The sequence below is a fragment of the Nostoc sp. NMS4 genome, from assembly GCF_017115095.1.
Taxonomy (GTDB): domain Bacteria; phylum Cyanobacteriota; class Cyanobacteriia; order Cyanobacteriales; family Nostocaceae; genus Nostoc.
The window spans coordinates 1-15,912 of the sequence record NZ_JABXKI010000185.1 but is presented as its reverse complement, the minus strand read 5'-3'; the positions used below and the strand labels follow the sequence as shown (position 1 = coordinate 15,912).

Below are 15,912 nucleotides of genomic sequence, written 5' to 3'. Positions count from 1 at the left end.
ACTGTCGGATGAAGTTTTGAGAAGAGTCTAATACAACCTTTCCTTCAATTTTGATACTTTCTTGTCCAGCCCAAAAGCTTCCTTCGACCTTTTGCTTAATGTACTTCTTAATTAACATATTCCTATCTAAGTATTCATCTACTTGTCTGCCAGAAGTATGTATTCCTTGCTCGATTGTTTGATCAGGCGTAGGCATAGCTTCCCCTAAGCGTTCGTAAGGCTTATTACTATACAGGTATGTGTTTTTCTTGCCCTGGTGCTACCTCTATATCTGGGTATTGTGTATACGCTAACGCTCGCAACTGGGAGGGTTTGTTAGAATTATAGTGAACCCTCACATCATCCATCGGTATCCCGGAGATATTTTCAACACCAGTTTTTATGTTCTCTGGTAATCCAGTTTTATTTTCTAACTGCTGCATTTCCTTGGCTTCTCTGCGTTGGACAAACTGACTCTCGATCTGTTTATACTCATCCCCGGCTTCCCCAATTCTCACCTTTGCCTGGATTACTTTTTTTGGCGGTGGCATCAAAGGGATTGGTAACAAGTTTGTCTTTGTTTGAAGTGGTCTCTCAGTTTGCTCTGGTTGCTGAAGGGGAGTTGATATTGGGGGTTGAATAATCGGCGCAAAGGGTTTTGAGAACAACTGGGATGTTATCGGCGTTTCGGTCTTTGTAGAAGCAGTTTTTTGGATTATTTGAAGTGTCATAATGATTCTTGCTTTCCTAATTCTCTTAACTCACATGGTAAGACAATTGGCATTTAAGCTGCATAAAAGCAAGCATGGTCAGAGCCACTTACTATAAGCGAATCATTTTGGAAAAATTAATGACGATTAGCTTAGATAAAGCCAATCGCCCTTTAAACCAATTCGCAATTACACTAATACTGTGATGATTTAACCCGAATCCCACAATATAGTGCCAGCGTTGCAAAATCCAAAATTGAATTATTCGTCAATCTGCCAGGAATCCTTAGTTAATTCTTCATCCAAAATCTTCTTAGGGCGCACAATGATAATAATTTGTCCTAGTAGAGGAATTTCTGGCTCAGTTTCAAACCATTGAAAATCTAATTCACCACCATTTTCAACGACAAAATAGCTGGAGACATCCCATTCTCGTTTGGCGCGATCTATGACAACTACAACTGGCCCTGTTTGGCTTTGGGTTTGAATGGGGAAGCGATCGCTATTCGCTAAAATTACCACTGGATCTTCTGCCGCCAATAGCACTTGCCAACCTGGTAACGGTACCCAAGCTTGCTCTCCAGAAAACTTGACCATCCGAAATGGTTCAATTTCTGTCACTACAGGCACAGCTTGCAAATCTTGGCGTGATAATGGCAACTCGCCTACTACTGGCAAGATTCGGGGTAACTGTTCTTCAAATTCCAGACGATAAAAGGGTAAAATTGGCGCTGGACGCTGGGGAACGGTAGTAAAATCAGTCAGTAATTGTTCAATTTTTTGCCTTGCACCTAGCGTATGAGCAAAACGCAAACCTTTAGCGATTAGGCGCGATCGCTGTTGTAAATCTGCATTTTGGCGTGCCAGTTTCCAAACTTGGTGAGCAACGGCATCCCCAGGATGGGCAGAAAATCCTTCTGGTAGAGTGCGGTAATAAGAGAACTCTTTCAGGGCTTTTGCTATATCCCTGGCCTCATCAGCATCAACATTGTGGACGAAGATTAGTTCGGCGGCGGCGGCGCGTTCTTCTTGAGTAAGCAAACGTAGCTCGTATAAAACATCGCTGCCACGTGTAGTATAGTGCGATCGCGTTTCTGCCGATACTCCAAACTTTTCCAAAGAATTGTAAACTTGAGAACCAACAACCACCTGATTTTGTTGAATCGGCTCAAATCCAGTCGCCTCAAAAATTTCTTGGGGGTTGTAACCGATTTTTAACAACGAGGCGATCGCGGCTCCCCATTCCACCCAGTTGCCTTGTTTTTGCCTCAGTCTTCGCAGTAACTCTTGTGCTACATCATTGTTAGCATTATCTTCGGGATTCTGAGTGTTGGGTGGTAAATCAGTCATAATCGGAGTGCAAGCTTCAACTTGAGAGGTTAATTAATACCTCATGAGCAAGTCTTATTCTAATCTATACCCAGACCTACACCTCATCCACGATCAAAACTGCCATAGTTTTGCTGATTTAGTTGGTTTTTCTGGTGCAACATTTTTTAATTCAAATATTTAGGCAGGTCAATTTTCTCTGTAGCGATCGCTATTAGGGTTCTCAAATATGCAAAATAAGTCCGTATAAACCCTTGGCAATTTTCGGCTATTCTCAACTAAACTTGGTATGGAATATAACAAGAGAGTGAATATTTAAAGGAAATATCTTATGGATAAACCCAATCTGGAAATTGATAAAGTCCAATCTCAAATTATGACTCTTGAACGACCAAAAAAGCTGAAAATCTTAGTAGTTGACGATGAGCCAGATAATCTCGATCTCCTTTATCGCACATTTCGACGGGACTTTAATGTTCTCAAAGCTGATAGTGGGGTAAACGCCCTACAAGTTTTGGCAGCAGAAGGCGAGGTAGCGGTGATTATCTCCGATCAACGAATGCCAGAAATGAAAGGAACTGAGTTTCTCAGCAAGACTGTACCTCAGTTTCCCGATACAGTGAGAATAATTCTGACTGGATTTACTGATATTGAAGACTTGGTAGAAGCAATTAATGCCGGACAAGTCTACAAATATATCACCAAGCCTTGGGACCCAGGGGAACTGAAGGCAGTGGTGCAAAGAGCAGCAGAAACCTACGACTTGCTCAAGCAACGTACAGAAGAATTACGCCGCGCTCATGCTCAAATGGCTTTGTTGAGTGTTTTGGTACAGGTAACTCAAGCAGCTTCTAGCTTAGAAGAAACTCTCACTCCCATTGCTAGGGCTGTGAGTGACACTTTTGGGGCAGACGGCTGTATTTTACAACTTACAGATGGAAATACTCTGGTTGCGACTCAAGGAAGTTACAGCGATACAGGTACAATAGAAAATTGGCTATCTCTTGACCCACTAACCACGGAAGCGATCGCCACTGGACAAATGCAAGTTTCCTTAAATGTACTTAAAGACACTAAATTAGTTGATGCGATTCATTACAAAAATACGGATGTGCAAGCACACCTAGTAATCCCAATTAGCTACCGTAATCAACTTTTAGGTGTATTGTCGCTACAGTGGAAACAACCTTGCACTTTGCGAGAAGATGAATTAGTGCTAATTAATTTATCAGCGCAACTAGTAGCGATCGCTCTGACTAGTAGTCACTCTCATTAAGGTATTGTGTAGTTGTCATTAGTCATTTGTCCTTTATCCTTGACAAATGACAAATGACCAATGACCAATGACTTATTGACCAATGACTAACGAAATTAAGTCCATTTTTAACCGTATTGCTCCAGTTTATGACCAATTAAACGATTGGTTGAGTCTGGGACAGCATCGAATCTGGAAGGAAATGGCAGTAAAATGGAGTGCAGCTAAACCAGGAGATACTGCATTAGATTTGTGTTGCGGTAGTGGTGATTTAGCTCTACGTTTGGCGCGGCGTATCGGAGCAACAGGACAGGTGTATGGAGTAGATTTTTCCCCAAACCTGCTAGAAAACGCTAAAGAACGCTCTCAAAAGCAATATCCCCAACCTGCGTTGGCTTTGCCCGCCGTAGGCATCGCCTGGGTAGAAGCTGATGTGCTAAATTTACCCTTTGACGACAATCAATTTGATGCCGCAACAATGGGCTATGGTTTAAGAAATGTTAAAGATATTCCCCGGAGTCTCCAAGAGTTATACCGTGTTTTGAAACCGGGAGCTAAAGCCGCAATTTTAGACTTTCATCGACCGACTAATCCTCAGCTACGTGCCTTTCAGCAGTGGTATTTGGACGGTTTGGTGGTACCAGTTGCCAATTATTTAGGCTTAAAAGAAGAATATGCTTACATCAGTCCCAGCTTAGATCGCTTTCCCATCGGCAAAGAGCAAATAGAGTTAGCTCATCAAGTTGGTTTTGCAGTTGCCACACACTACCCCATTGCGAACGGTATGATGGGAGTGCTGGTAGTCAGCAAATTTTAGATTTTAGATTTGCAATTTTGGATTGGGGACTGCGAAATAGGTAATGGGTAATGGAGAATTCTAAGTGGTTAGTCGAAAATCAACTAACAATTAATAACAGCCAAATACCAAGTACCAAAACTCAATCCCTAATTTATAATCTAGAATTCAAAATCCAAAATCCAAAATCCAAAATCCTGTGGACTGGTCTCATCTTTGGCTTTATGTGTCTCCCCCGGTACTGGGTGGAATTATTGGCTATTTCACAAATGATATAGCCATCAAAATGTTGTTCCGTCCTTACCGAGCAATTTATATCGCTGGACAAAAAGTACCCTTCACCCCTGGTTTGATCCCCCGCAATCAGGAGCGTCTGGCTAAGAACATTTCCAATACAATCATGGGGTCACTGTTGACACCACAAGAATTACAAAATCTGGCGCGGCGTTTGTTGCAAACAGAACGGGTGCAAGCAGCAATTCTCTGGTTATTGCGGCTGGCAATTGAACAAATCAAAACCGATAAAAACGAGAAAAGTGCCAAAATTGTAGCAGGAATTTTGCGGGATTTACTAGGGGAATCTTTGCCACGATTATTGAAGGTTTTAGCGCGGCGTGAAGATTTTTTGGAAGCGCAGATCAATCAAATTTTTGACCAGATATTGCTGGAATTTCAATTGAGTGAAGAACAAGCTACGCGGCTTGCTGATTGGTTGTTGCAAGTAGTTTTACCGCCGGATCTTTTACGCCAAACGATAGTAGATTTTTTGACCGATCGCACCATTCAAATTATCGATGAAGGCTTCCGCGAAAAAACCAGTGGGACTTATTGGGTAGTAGCAAATTTATTTGGCTTACGTAACACTCTTACACGCCTACGAACTTTTTGTTTGGATGAAAAAGAGGCTGCTAATAGTCGCTTGCAGGAATTGACTCAAGATTTGCAAATCCGCGATCGCATTCGGAAATTACTGCAAAATTTATCATTACAAAACTTGCCAATGGGTACGGTGCGCCAACTCCGAAAAACCACCCGCGAAAGTGTTCGCCATTACTTACAAAACAGTGGTAGCGATTTTTTACAAGGATTAACTGATTCTGTTGATTGGCAAAATATTGCTGTAGTGCTGTTAAATCGTCTTAGCACTTCACCAGTTGTCAGTACTTCTTTAGAAGTTATGAGTCAAGAGTTGGCTCTAATTTTAGAGAAATATTTGGAAAAAGATTTAGAAGCAATTGTGGCGCAGGTAATTCCAATTTTATCGATAGATGAAGTAATAGTTGACCGTGTAAAATCAACTTCACCAGCTGATTTAGAAGCTGCAATTGAGGGAATTGTCAAAAATGAATTGCAAGCGATTGTGACTTTAGGTGGTGTTTTAGGTTTCGTTATCGGGTTATTACAGTCGGTATTTTTAATATTAAGTCAATATTAATTTTTTGTATCTGTAAATTTTTATCAAATTATAGTTGCAATTTGGTCAAATTGTGAAATCAGGGGAATTGAGCGATGTCTATGACGGGCTACGCCTACGCCTTTTGAGAAGAGATGTGATTCAGGAGGCAGGAGAAGGCAGGAGACAGGAGGAACCCACCCTTACTCATAGTGGGATTGATCTTGGACGCTTTATACTTCATCTGCGCGTCTGGTGTATAATTCTTTCTTTAATAAGGATTTGAACAATTGGAATTAGAGCAATAAAGCATATTTGGGAATAAGCAGATGGTGTCTATTAAGTTTTCCTATTTTCTGCTAACTCGGTTTCACGAGTCTTGATATTTTTGAGCAGATTTACTTCTAGTGGCGGCTACAGTCTCAACTTACTTTTGCTAGCGTAGTGATATAGAGTTTATCACTCCCCAGTAAGCGACTGAAAGCAAAAGGATTAATATGGCTCATTTAAATCAGCGTCGTCCCCAAAATGTCAACGGCGATTTTTATGTAGATACTACCTGTATTGATTGTGATACCTGTCGCTGGATGGCTCCTGAAGTATTTTATGATGTAGATGATCAATCGGCTGTTTATCATCAACCAACCAATGATGCCGAAAGATTAGCAGCCCTGGAAGCACTTTTGGCATGTCCTACTAGTTCTATTGGCACTGTTGAGAAACCAAAAGATATCAAAGTTGCTCAAGAAAAGTTTCCCATATTAGTAGCGGAAAATGTTTACCACTGCGGCTATCATTCTGAAAAATCTTACGGTGCTGCTAGCTATTTAATTCAGCTTCCAGAAGGTAATATTTTGGTGGATTCTCCCCGATTTACGCCGCCTTTAGTCAAGCGTTTAGAAGAACTGGGGCCAATTCGTTATATGTACCTAACTCATAAAGATGATGTGGCAGATCATCAAAAGTTTGCCGAACATTTTCAGTGCGATCGCATCCTCCACACTGATGATATTACTGCGGATACTCGCAATGTAGAAATACAGCTAACTGGTTCTGAAGCATTTGCGTTGACACCAGATTTATTAATTATCCCAGTTCCCGGTCACACCAAAGGACAAACTGTTTTACTTTATAAAAATAAGTTTCTTTTTACTGGCGATCATCTCGCTTGGTCAGAAAGCTTGCATCAACTGACTGCATTCCACGGCGCTTGCTGGTATTCTTGGTCAGAACAGACTAAATCAATGCGTAATTTGGCTAATTACTCTTTTGAGTGGGTGCTACCAGGTCATGGGCGCAGGTTTCATGCTGATAAGGAAACCATGCGCCAGCAGATGCACAAGTGTATTGAGTTGATGGAATCTTTGAATTGACATTAAACTGACTTTTCATGTGATAGGGAAAAACCTAACCTGCTTCCCAACACGGTAAAGCGGAAAATTTAGTATTCTCTCAAGGAATAATTGACGATTACATTCTCTGTAGAGACGGCGATTTATCGCGTCTCTCTAACGTGTCAGTCTTTTAGACGCGATAAATCGCGTCTCTACATGAGGGTTTTCTCGCTTGTCCCAAGCGTATTGGATATAAAATTGGATCTGACTTACGTGTACACGGTAGGTTTTAGGAGAGAGATTTAGAGAGAGGTCAAATTATATTGCATACAAACCAGCGATCGCTATAACCTGGGTTTTAGCACCCTTTTAACCAAACACGGATTATGAAAAAGCTGATCAATAAGCCAGAAGACTTTGTGCGGGAAAGTCTAGAAGGTATGGCGGCGGCTCATTCCGATTTAATTAAACTGAACTACGATCCCACCTTTGTCTATCGAGCCAATGCACCTATTCCGGGGAAAGTAGCAATTATTTCAGGTGGTGGCAGTGGACATGAACCAATGCACGCTGGCTTCGTGGGCAAAGGAATGCTTGATGCAGCTTGTCCTGGTGAGGTTTTCACTTCACCGACTCCCGACCAAATGCTAGAAGCAGCAAAGCTTGTAGATGGAGGCTCTGGTATCCTTTACATCGTCAAAAATTACAGTGGTGATGTGATGAACTTTGAGATGGCAACAGAGTTAGCCCGTGGTGAGGGTATTCGAGTCCTAAATATTTTGATTGATGACGATGTAGCAGTCAAGGATAGTCTCTATACCCAAGGACGGCGGGGTGTGGGAACAACAATACTGGCGGAAAAAATTTGTGGTGCGGCGGCTGAGGCAGGGTATGATTTGCCACAAATAGCAAATTTATGTCGCCGAGTAAATCTGAATGGGCGGAGTATGGGAATTGCTCTCACATCTTGTACAGTCCCCGCTAATGGAACACCGACATTTCAATTGAGCGATCGCCAAATTGAATTAGGCATCGGTATCCACGGTGAGCCAGGAATAGAACGTACAGCTATCAAACCAGTAGACGAGATTACCGAAATTTTGACGCGATCGCTCCTTGAAGATGCAGCATACAGCCGCACACTGCGCGAGTGGGATGAAAGCAAAGGAGAATGGGTAGATGTAGAACTAACAAATCTCCCATTTGCCAAAGGCGATCGCTTATTAGCTTTTGTCAATAGTATGGGTGGAACCCCGATTTCCGAACTGTATATTGTGTACCGCAAACTCGCCCAAATCTGCGAACAGCAAGGATTGCAAATTGTGCGAAACTTGATAGGCCCTTACATCACATCTCTAGAAATGCAAGGTTGCTCCATTACCCTACTGAAATTAGATGATGAGATGATCCGCCTATGGGATGCACCAGTAAAAACCCCAAGTTGGCGGTGGGGAATTTCATAATTACGAATTACGAATTACGAATTACGAATTATGTTGACTCAAGCGCATATATTACAATGGTTACAAGCTTATGCAACCGAGATAGAGCAGAATAAAGCATATTTGACAGAATTAGATGCTGCGATCGGAGATGCTGACCACGGGATCAACATGGATCGCGGCTTCAAAAAGGTAAGCGCTCAGTTACCAACTCTTACAGACAAGGACATCAGCAGCATTCTCAAAGCTGTGAGTATGACCTTAATTTCTTCTATTGGCGGTGCTAGTGGCCCTCTTTATGGCACCTGGTTTTTACGAGCCAGTACAGCAGTAGTTGGTAAGCAAGAATTAACAGCACAAGATGTTTTAGGAATACTCCAAACAGGCTTAGACGGCGTGCTGCAACGTGGCAAAGCACAACTAGGAGACAAAACGATGGTGGATGTGCTATCTCCGGCTGTAACCGCTTTTGGGCAAGCTGTAGAAGAAAGTAAGGGAACAGTGGAAGCTATGCAACAGGCTGTAGTAGCAGCCCAAATGGGATTGCAAGAAACTATACCGATGCAAGCAAAAAAGGGACGGGCTAGCTACCTGGGAGAACGGAGTATCGGACATCCAGATCCGGGAGGGACTTCTGCTTATTTGATGTTGAAAAGTTTGTTGGAGGTATTGGAAACTTAAAAATTTCAACTTATCTGATTATCTGATTCACAACAGATGCACTCTGAATACGCCATTTACCTCGTTCTCGAATCAAATCGTACCGAACTCTCAAATTCTCGTTAGAAGAGTTTTTAAACTGACCATTTTCATATAATTGTGTCACTTCCTTCACCGTAGCTACCACTGCGGCACGATCTGCGAACAAATCAATTTTCTCTACAGATTCCACCTTCAGACTATGCTCGTACTTGCGATAACGGTTGTCTGACCTAGCCTGTTGAGCGATCGCCCGCCATTGAGACAAAGCTGAACCAGTTAAAATCTGCTCTAAATTATTAATCTCATGATTAGGCCCTAAAGCTTCGGCTTTAGTAGATAGCCAAGTGCGAATAATTCCCTCTGCCTCTGTATCTGTTAAAGGGCTATCTAGTCCTTGTGGTTGACTATTTGGATTGGGAATCAATATTGGTGGTTGATTTATTTGTAGAAACAACTGTGAAGGAGGTACAGATCGTGTTGGGAAAAACAGATTTTTTAACCATCCAAAAGTTGTTGTGGCTAACACCCAGAAAACTAATAAAATCACCAAAGAAATAAACACTTTCCATACCAGCCGTGTTTTCCCTTCGATGGTGTTAGCAAAAGTTCGCCGCCGCCGAGGACGATGAGAATGAGGACGATTATCTGGTATACGTTCTCGGCTAGCAGATGGAGTCGGTTTTCTCCGCCGACGCTTTTGGTTATGACTGGGTGTAGCACTTTTAGCCGAACCATTCAAATGCTCCTTTGTGCCTCGGCTTGTCCGTTCAGCAGCAGGAATCTCTGATTTTATACTCCCAGATGAATTCCACATAGGTGGTGAGAAGTTGGAATATTCGGGTGTTTCTGGCAAATCTAGGTCAGGTGTTTGGCTGTGGTTAAATTGCCTTGGAGTCTTAGTAGAATTTTTAGGGAAAGGCGAATTATTTGTCTGCGGCTGGGGAAATTTTTGGGGGTTAATTACAGCCCATTCATTAGTTGTTTCTGCATCCGTTGGCAGTGCTTCTAAATAAGCTTGTACCTGTTGGTTAGCAAAGTAATCTTTTAAAAAAGCTTGCTGGTTGGCTAAATCTCGAAAATGGGGAAATACCTCGTGTTGCAACCACTGTTCTGCATATAAACACAGCCCCGGTAACAAATCTGGAGAGTCTTGAGATTTTTCTCGAATAAAAGCTAAAGCTTCGTACTCCTGACTAAGTTCTAAAACACGAGTTGCTTCTTCAGTTTGTCCCAATAGTAATGCACATAACGACTGTTCTAAATGTACATCTTGGCGCTTGCCCAAACGTATGAGCATTTGTCTTGCTTGACGAATTAAAGCAGGTTGCCGTTGAGCAAATCCCCTTGCTATCAAGGCATAAACAGCTAAATAAGTGGCAACAGCAGAATTGCGTTTGCTTTGGGCTTCAAATAACTTGTGCTGTTCTGCGACTGTTAAGTGGTTGCGTAATTGCTGGATAAACCGCAGAAAGTCATCTATATTTAAACCAGAGTCATCATTGTTCGTGCCATCAATGCCGCCACGATCTTCTAAGAGATTTTGCAATAATTCCAAACCTTGGCTTCGTTCGGCAGTTTTTTCTTGAGGTAGTGCCAACAACTCCAAAATTCGATATGGTCGTAATTTGTAAAGATCCGCCTGAATTTCCGCCTGGACACTGGAGAACAAGCCTTCGCGTACTAGCAGTTCTTGACCAGTTTCTAGGGATATGGCGGCATTTTCATAGTGACCTTGCTGCCACTGTTCCCGACCTAATTCTAGACAAGCAAGGGCGACAGTGAGAACAACATCAGGATGTTCAGCACTTTCATGTATTTCTTCGTCTGCTAAATTATTGCTCTTTCTTGCACTTGTAGCACCATTTTTATTTACCAGGTAAGGACGACCTAGTTTGAGTACAAGTTCGTATTCCCCCAACTCTTGCAAAATTAATAAAGCGCCCACTAATTCGTCTTGAGTAATTTCGATACCCAAACTTTGGGTGTCAATACCCCTTTTAGTGCTTTCTGGGCGATTTTCCAGTGCTACTGCGACAGCAGCAAGGTTATCAGGGTCATAGGCGTGGGCAAGATAAAGCTGATCGTAGGTACTGCGTTGTTTTGGATCTGATAAAACCACGTAAGCTTCTTCTATGAGTTGTTTGCGAGAAGAAATTGCAGCCTGAGAATACTCACGTCGTGGCAATTGTACAATGCGATCGCTGTATGCCTGTCGCAATTGTTCTTCACTTGCCGCTAACGGTAGTCCTAAAATTCGGTAGTAATCTAGCGGAATTCGCACAGCCTACTTCCCCTGCACCGTGATCAACATAATTCACCTAGAGCGTTCCAGGCCTGTAAAACCGTGCCATAAAAATGCCTTATAGAATTTACTCTACAAGTGTATATTGCAACAACTTGTTTTGTACCTTCCCGAAATTTTGAGTCACATTCTAGTACTAATTTTTTGCTTTCGCCTAGAAAGCCTCAATTGTTTGTTTTAATTCTTAGTATTTTTGTTTAACACAACTATTATCAGCCTTCGATAGCACAAACCACAACTACCGCTTTTAGTAACGGCATAAATGTTGTGGCTGCAAGAATCTATTGATGATTGATTTTTTTGGGACTTTCCCGGTATGCGGTAACAAAAACACCACTATTTGGGATTGACCCTGATAACATGAGAAGCAAATGATATCACAATTAAGCTTTAATTACAATTACCTATTTAGGTATAGAGACTTTTGCCTCCTTTTTTTTAAATTGTTAATGGATATGCAGAAAGCAGTCTATCTTGATTGCTAGTCTATGAAGGGGAATAGTGAGGGAGAAAACCGAAAGCGCTAGATGTTGTCGTTAAAGTCAAATCCTCACGGGGCATAGGCTGAAAAGTTAAAAAGCAAAAATTAAAAATTCAGCTATTCCCTAAGACCCTTTTTTGGTGCATAAATAAAGTTTGATTGTTGAGTCTTACAAACGCTAGCCTGTTAAAAGCTGAGGTGTTATCAGACCAACTTATTTAAGACCGTAACTTTAAGTTGTACAACAGGGATACTCAAAAATAATGGTTCAAGAGCGTACTTTACCCACTTTTAATCCTGCTACTACGCATATTACGAAAGAAGAAGGGTTACGGTTTTATGAGGATATGGTATTAGGGCGCTTGTTTGAAGACAAGTGCGCGGAAATGTACTACAGGGGTAAAATGTTTGGTTTTGTCCATTTGTACAACGGTCAAGAAGCCGTTTGCAGTGGTGTTGTGCAGTCAATGCGACCGGGTGAAGATTACGTTTGTAGTACTTACCGCGACCACGTTCATGCTCTGAGTGCGGGTGTACCAGCAAAAGAGGTAATGGCAGAATTATTTGGCAAAGCCACAGGTTGCAGCAAAGGGCGCGGTGGTTCCATGCACATGTTTTCTGCCGAACATCGCTTGCTGGGTGGCTATGCTTTTGTAGCTGAGGGAATTCCTGTAGCAGCAGGAGCGGCTTTTCAAAGCAAATACCGCCGCGAAGTGCTGGGAGATAAAAATGCTGACCAAGTGACAGCTTGCTTTTTTGGCGACGGTGCAGCTAACAACGGTCAGTTTTTTGAGACATTAAATATGGCAGCCCTATGGAAACTGCCAATTCTGTTTGTAGTCGAAAATAATAAGTGGGCGATTGGGATGTCTCACGAACGAGCGACTTCCCAGCCAGAGATTTATAAAAAAGCCAGTGCATTTAACATGGTTGGCGTGGAAGTCGATGGCATGGATGTACTAGCAGTCCGAGCCGTGGCACAAGAAGCTGTAGCCCGTGCCCGCGCAGGTGAAGGTCCAACATTAATTGAGGCGCTTACCTACCGCTTCCGGGGTCACTCCTTGGCTGACCCAGATGAAATGCGGAGCAAAGCAGAGAAAGAATTTTGGTTCGCCCGTGACCCAATTAAGAAGTTGGCAGCTTATTTGCTGGAACAAAACCTGGCGGATGAGGGAGAAATCAAAGCAATTGATCGTAAAATTCAGGATGTAATCGACGAAGCAGTTAAGTTCGCCGAAGACAGCCCCGAACCAGACCCAAGCGAGTTATATCGTTTCGTGTTTGCAGAAGACGAGTAAACAGTGCTGAGTCCTGAGTGCTAAGTGCTGAGTATTTTTTATTCTGCTCAGGACTCAGCACTAGGTACTCAGCACTCCACCTTACCCAGGACTAAAATTTGTGTTTAGCATTGCCATTCAACAGCAACAATACAAGACCTACATTCTTTCTGATGAAGCCGCAGGTTCTCAGTTGGAAGTCGTACCAGAACGTGGTGGGATCATCACCCGTTGGCGCATTCAAGGGCAAGAAATTTTCTATCTGGATACTGAACGCTTTACTCATCCTGAGTTGAGTGTCAGAGGTGGAAATCCAATTTTGTTTCCTATTTGTGGCAATTTACCAGATAATACTTACACTCACAACGGGCAAAAATATACTCTCAAGCAACACGGTTTTGCTCGTGAATTGCCGTGGAAAGCAGCAGAACAACAAACTGGAGATAAAGCTAGTCTAACTGTAGTTCTTGATAGCAATGAGCAAACTAAGGCAGTTTATCCTTTTGATTTTCAACTGGCTTTCACCTACGAACTTCAAGGTAATACCTTAGAAGTCCGCCAGCAGTATAAAAACTTGTCATCCACACCAATGCCCTTTTCGGCTGGTTTCCATCCCTACTTTCTGTGTGGTGATAAAACTCAGTTAGAGCTTGAAATTCCCTCTCAGCAGTATCAAGACAATCAAACTAAGGAAATTAACTCTTTTGACGGCAATTTTGACTTTAGCCGTGATGAAATTGATTTTGCCTTTGGACAGCTAACGAGTCAATCGGCCACTGCGATAGATGGCAGGCGGAAGTTAAAACTCACCTTGGATTATGATGATTTCTCTACCTACCTGGTATTTTGGACTGTCAAAGGCAAAGAATTCTACTGTCTAGAACCGTGGAGTGCCACCCGTAACTCTCTTAATACTGGTGATAACCTGACTGTGTTAGCACCAGGAGCTAGCCATACAGCATCTATAAGGTTGACTGCTAATTTTTTCTAAACCTCTTTACAAATCTACAGATGTCTGTGCTATGATGGCAAAGTTGCGAAATGCAGCGAAAGGGTCGCTAACTCAACGGTAGAGTACTCGGCTTTTAACCGATTAGTTCCGGGTTCGAATCCCGGGCGACCCATGTAGTAGAAGTTTATTAAATCATGTAAAGGGATGTAAAGGGCGATCGCTATTCTTTGTAATTCCATGAAGGAGCATTTTGAATACTGGGCTACCACAGCTACTAGTTGTAGAGTAGCTAAATGTACAGCAATATAGAGCAAGTATGGGGCATAGTACAGCAGTAGAGAGCAAGTATAGAACATATTTTATCGTAACTATGACGTAAACTTTTTAAACATAGACACACGACACTAGTTATAATTTCCTATAAGTTGAAAAAACTCTTAAGATTTAGCGTAATAATTACGCTTCTCTCACACAAACTAGCTGATAACCACATTAGGAGGACTATCTATGGCGCTTGTACCACTGCGGCTGCTGTTGGATCACGCAGCTGAAAACGGTTACGGCATCCCAGCTTTCAACGTTAACAATTTGGAGCAGATTCAAGCGATCATGAAGGCTGCTGTCGAGACAGATAGCCCTGTAATTTTGCAAGCTTCACGCGGCGCTCGTAATTATGCAGGAGAAAACTTTCTACGCCACCTGATTTTGGCAGCAGTAGAAACCTATCCTCAGATTCCCATTGTCATGCACCAAGATCATGGTAATGCGCCTTCTACTTGCTACTCAGCAATGAAGAACAACTTCACCAGCGTGATGATGGATGGTTCTTTAGAAGCCGATGCGAAAACTCCCGCTAGCTTCGAGTACAACGTTAATGTTACCCGCGAAGTTGTAAACGTAGCTCATGCTTTGGGTGTCAGCGTTGAAGGTGAACTCGGTTGTTTGGGTTCTCTAGAAACTGGTGCTGGTGAAGCTGAAGATGGTCACGGGTTTGAAGGTACACTCGACCATTCCCAACTGTTAACCGACCCTGATGAAGCTGTTGACTTCGTAGAAGCAACCCAAGTAGATGCTTTGGCTGTTGCCATAGGCACGAGCCACGGTGCTTACAAGTTTACCCGCAAACCAACTGGCGAAATTTTGGCCATCAGCCGCATTGAAGAAATTCACCGCCGTCTGCCTAACACCCACTTGGTAATGCACGGTTCTTCTTCTGTACCTGAAGATTTGCTTGCACTGATTAACCAGTATGGTGGTGCAATTCCTGAAACCTACGGCGTACCTGTAGAAGAAATCCAAAAAGGTATTAAGAGTGGTGTACGTAAGGTAAACATCGACACCGACAACCGTTTGGCTATTACTGCTGCTGTACGTGAAGCTTTGGCTAAAAAACCAGAGGAGTTTGACCCCCGTCACTTCCTCAAGCCTTCTATTACATATATGCAGAAGGTTTGTGCTGAACGCTATCAGCAATTTGGTACAGCTGGTAATGCAAGCAAGATTAAGCAAGTTTCTTTGGAAGATTTTGCTGCTAAGTATGCTAAGGGTGAACTTAACGTTGTTACCAAAGCTGCTGCTAAAGTTTAATTTTGACAACTAATAAATAGGGGCACAGTCCTGCTATGCTCCTCAAAAACTGAGGATTTTAATGTTGTCAGAAACCGGGTGTTTACCCGGTTTTTTGTTTTATTCATTCATAAGGATTGGGCATGGGGCAGAGGAGAGGAATTTCCCCCTGCTCCCTGCTCCCTGCTCCCTGCTCCTAATGCCTAGAACACCCGATGCTGTAAAGAGGGCATTTGACGGCGGACTTGTTCGAGTCTGGTGGGGTTGATTTCTGCGATCGCAATTCCCGGTTTCTCCCCAGCATCTGCTAAAATTACACCCCAAGGGTCGATAATAACGGCGTGACCGTGGGTTAGACGACGGGCGTAGTTATTCCCTGTTTGGGCGGGAGCAA

The 15,912-nt window shown here is 42.7% G+C and carries 14 protein-coding genes and 1 tRNA gene; 10 read left to right on the top strand and 5 right to left on the bottom strand.

Annotated features, from left to right (window positions below; all coding sequences use genetic code 11):
- From HWQ37_RS15955 to HWQ37_RS15945, 3 genes are all read right to left on the bottom strand, one after another.
- The coding region (locus HWQ37_RS15955; protein ID WP_292748601.1) for a hypothetical protein at positions 1 to 196 on the bottom strand (196 nt) is incomplete at its 3' end.
- Between the two features lie 31 nt (positions 197 to 227).
- A complete protein-coding gene (locus HWQ37_RS15950) occupies positions 228 to 710 on the bottom strand; it encodes a hypothetical protein (RefSeq protein WP_292748600.1) in 483 nt (160 codons plus the stop codon).
- A 240-nt stretch (positions 711 to 950) separates the two neighbouring features.
- Positions 951 to 2,039, bottom strand: a complete 1,089-nt coding sequence (locus HWQ37_RS15945) for a RuBisCO accumulation factor 1 (RefSeq protein ID WP_292748599.1) — start codon at positions 2,037 to 2,039, stop codon at positions 951 to 953.
- Positions 2,040 to 2,349: 310 nt separating this feature from the next.
- Between HWQ37_RS15945 and HWQ37_RS15940 the strand changes: the two genes are divergently transcribed.
- From HWQ37_RS15940 to dhaL, 6 genes are all read left to right on the top strand, one after another.
- A complete protein-coding gene (locus HWQ37_RS15940) occupies positions 2,350 to 3,294 on the top strand; it encodes a response regulator (protein WP_292748598.1) in 945 nt (314 codons plus the stop codon).
- An 82-nt stretch (positions 3,295 to 3,376) separates the two neighbouring features.
- Positions 3,377 to 4,090, top strand: coding sequence for a bifunctional demethylmenaquinone methyltransferase/2-methoxy-6-polyprenyl-1,4-benzoquinol methylase UbiE (gene ubiE / locus HWQ37_RS15935; RefSeq protein ID WP_292748597.1), 714 nt, complete (start codon positions 3,377 to 3,379; stop codon positions 4,088 to 4,090).
- Positions 4,091 to 4,268: 178 nt separating this feature from the next.
- On the top strand, positions 4,269 to 5,504 hold the full coding sequence (locus HWQ37_RS15930; RefSeq protein WP_292748595.1) for a DUF445 domain-containing protein: 1,236 nt from the start codon (positions 4,269 to 4,271) through the stop codon (positions 5,502 to 5,504).
- A gap of 455 nt (positions 5,505 to 5,959) precedes the next feature.
- Positions 5,960 to 6,835 (top strand): MBL fold metallo-hydrolase, encoded by an 876-nt coding sequence (locus HWQ37_RS15925; protein WP_292748593.1) that lies wholly within the window; start codon positions 5,960 to 5,962, stop codon positions 6,833 to 6,835.
- A 347-nt stretch (positions 6,836 to 7,182) separates the two neighbouring features.
- Entirely contained in the window at positions 7,183 to 8,259 is a 1,077-nt protein-coding gene (gene dhaK / locus HWQ37_RS15920; RefSeq protein ID WP_292748591.1) for a dihydroxyacetone kinase subunit DhaK, read from the top strand.
- A 30-nt stretch (positions 8,260 to 8,289) separates the two neighbouring features.
- Entirely contained in the window at positions 8,290 to 8,919 is a 630-nt protein-coding gene (dhaL, locus tag HWQ37_RS15915; protein ID WP_292748589.1) for a dihydroxyacetone kinase subunit DhaL, read from the top strand.
- 10 nt (positions 8,920 to 8,929) lie between these two features.
- Here the strand turns inward: dhaL and HWQ37_RS15910 are convergent, their stop codons facing one another.
- Positions 8,930 to 11,221: an IMS domain-containing protein gene (locus tag HWQ37_RS15910; RefSeq protein ID WP_292748587.1), complete on the bottom strand. Its 2,292-nt coding sequence runs from the start codon at positions 11,219 to 11,221 to the stop codon at positions 8,930 to 8,932.
- 765 nt (positions 11,222 to 11,986) lie between these two features.
- On the opposite strand from HWQ37_RS15910, the gene pdhA reads away from it, so the two are divergent.
- The 4 genes from pdhA to fba all read left to right on the top strand — a co-directional run bounded on the left by pdhA (position 11,987) and on the right by fba (position 15,539).
- On the top strand, positions 11,987 to 13,021 hold the full coding sequence (pdhA, locus tag HWQ37_RS15905; protein ID WP_292748585.1) for a pyruvate dehydrogenase (acetyl-transferring) E1 component subunit alpha: 1,035 nt from the start codon (positions 11,987 to 11,989) through the stop codon (positions 13,019 to 13,021).
- A gap of 100 nt (positions 13,022 to 13,121) precedes the next feature.
- Entirely contained in the window at positions 13,122 to 13,991 is an 870-nt protein-coding gene (locus HWQ37_RS15900; protein ID WP_292748583.1) for an aldose epimerase family protein, read from the top strand.
- A gap of 61 nt (positions 13,992 to 14,052) precedes the next feature.
- Positions 14,053 to 14,124, top strand: a tRNA-Lys gene (locus tag HWQ37_RS15895).
- Between the two features lie 335 nt (positions 14,125 to 14,459).
- Positions 14,460 to 15,539 (top strand): class II fructose-bisphosphate aldolase, encoded by a 1,080-nt coding sequence (gene fba, locus HWQ37_RS15890; protein ID WP_292748582.1) that lies wholly within the window; start codon positions 14,460 to 14,462, stop codon positions 15,537 to 15,539.
- A gap of 182 nt (positions 15,540 to 15,721) precedes the next feature.
- On the opposite strand, the gene HWQ37_RS15885 is transcribed toward fba, so the two are convergent.
- Positions 15,722 to 15,912: nitrilase-related carbon-nitrogen hydrolase (locus HWQ37_RS15885; protein WP_292748580.1), on the bottom strand; the 191-nt coding region annotated here is incomplete at its 5' end.

Excerpts from the sequence above, each read along its gene's own strand:
- HWQ37_RS15950 (WP_292748600.1), bottom strand. The coding sequence starts at position 710 with ATGACACTTCAAATAATCCAAAAAACTGCTTCTACAAAGACCGAAACG.
- HWQ37_RS15945 (WP_292748599.1), bottom strand. The coding sequence starts at position 2,039 with ATGACTGATTTACCACCCAACACTCAGAATCCCGAAGATAATGCTAAC.
- HWQ37_RS15940 (WP_292748598.1), top strand. The coding sequence starts at position 2,350 with ATGGATAAACCCAATCTGGAAATTGATAAAGTCCAATCTCAAATTATG.
- ubiE (WP_292748597.1), top strand. The coding sequence starts at position 3,377 with ATGACTAACGAAATTAAGTCCATTTTTAACCGTATTGCTCCAGTTTAT.
- HWQ37_RS15925 (WP_292748593.1), top strand. The coding sequence starts at position 5,960 with ATGGCTCATTTAAATCAGCGTCGTCCCCAAAATGTCAACGGCGATTTT.
- dhaK (WP_292748591.1), top strand. The coding sequence starts at position 7,183 with ATGAAAAAGCTGATCAATAAGCCAGAAGACTTTGTGCGGGAAAGTCTA.
- dhaL (WP_292748589.1), top strand. The coding sequence starts at position 8,290 with ATGTTGACTCAAGCGCATATATTACAATGGTTACAAGCTTATGCAACC.
- pdhA (WP_292748585.1), top strand. The coding sequence starts at position 11,987 with ATGGTTCAAGAGCGTACTTTACCCACTTTTAATCCTGCTACTACGCAT.
- fba (WP_292748582.1), top strand. The coding sequence starts at position 14,460 with ATGGCGCTTGTACCACTGCGGCTGCTGTTGGATCACGCAGCTGAAAAC.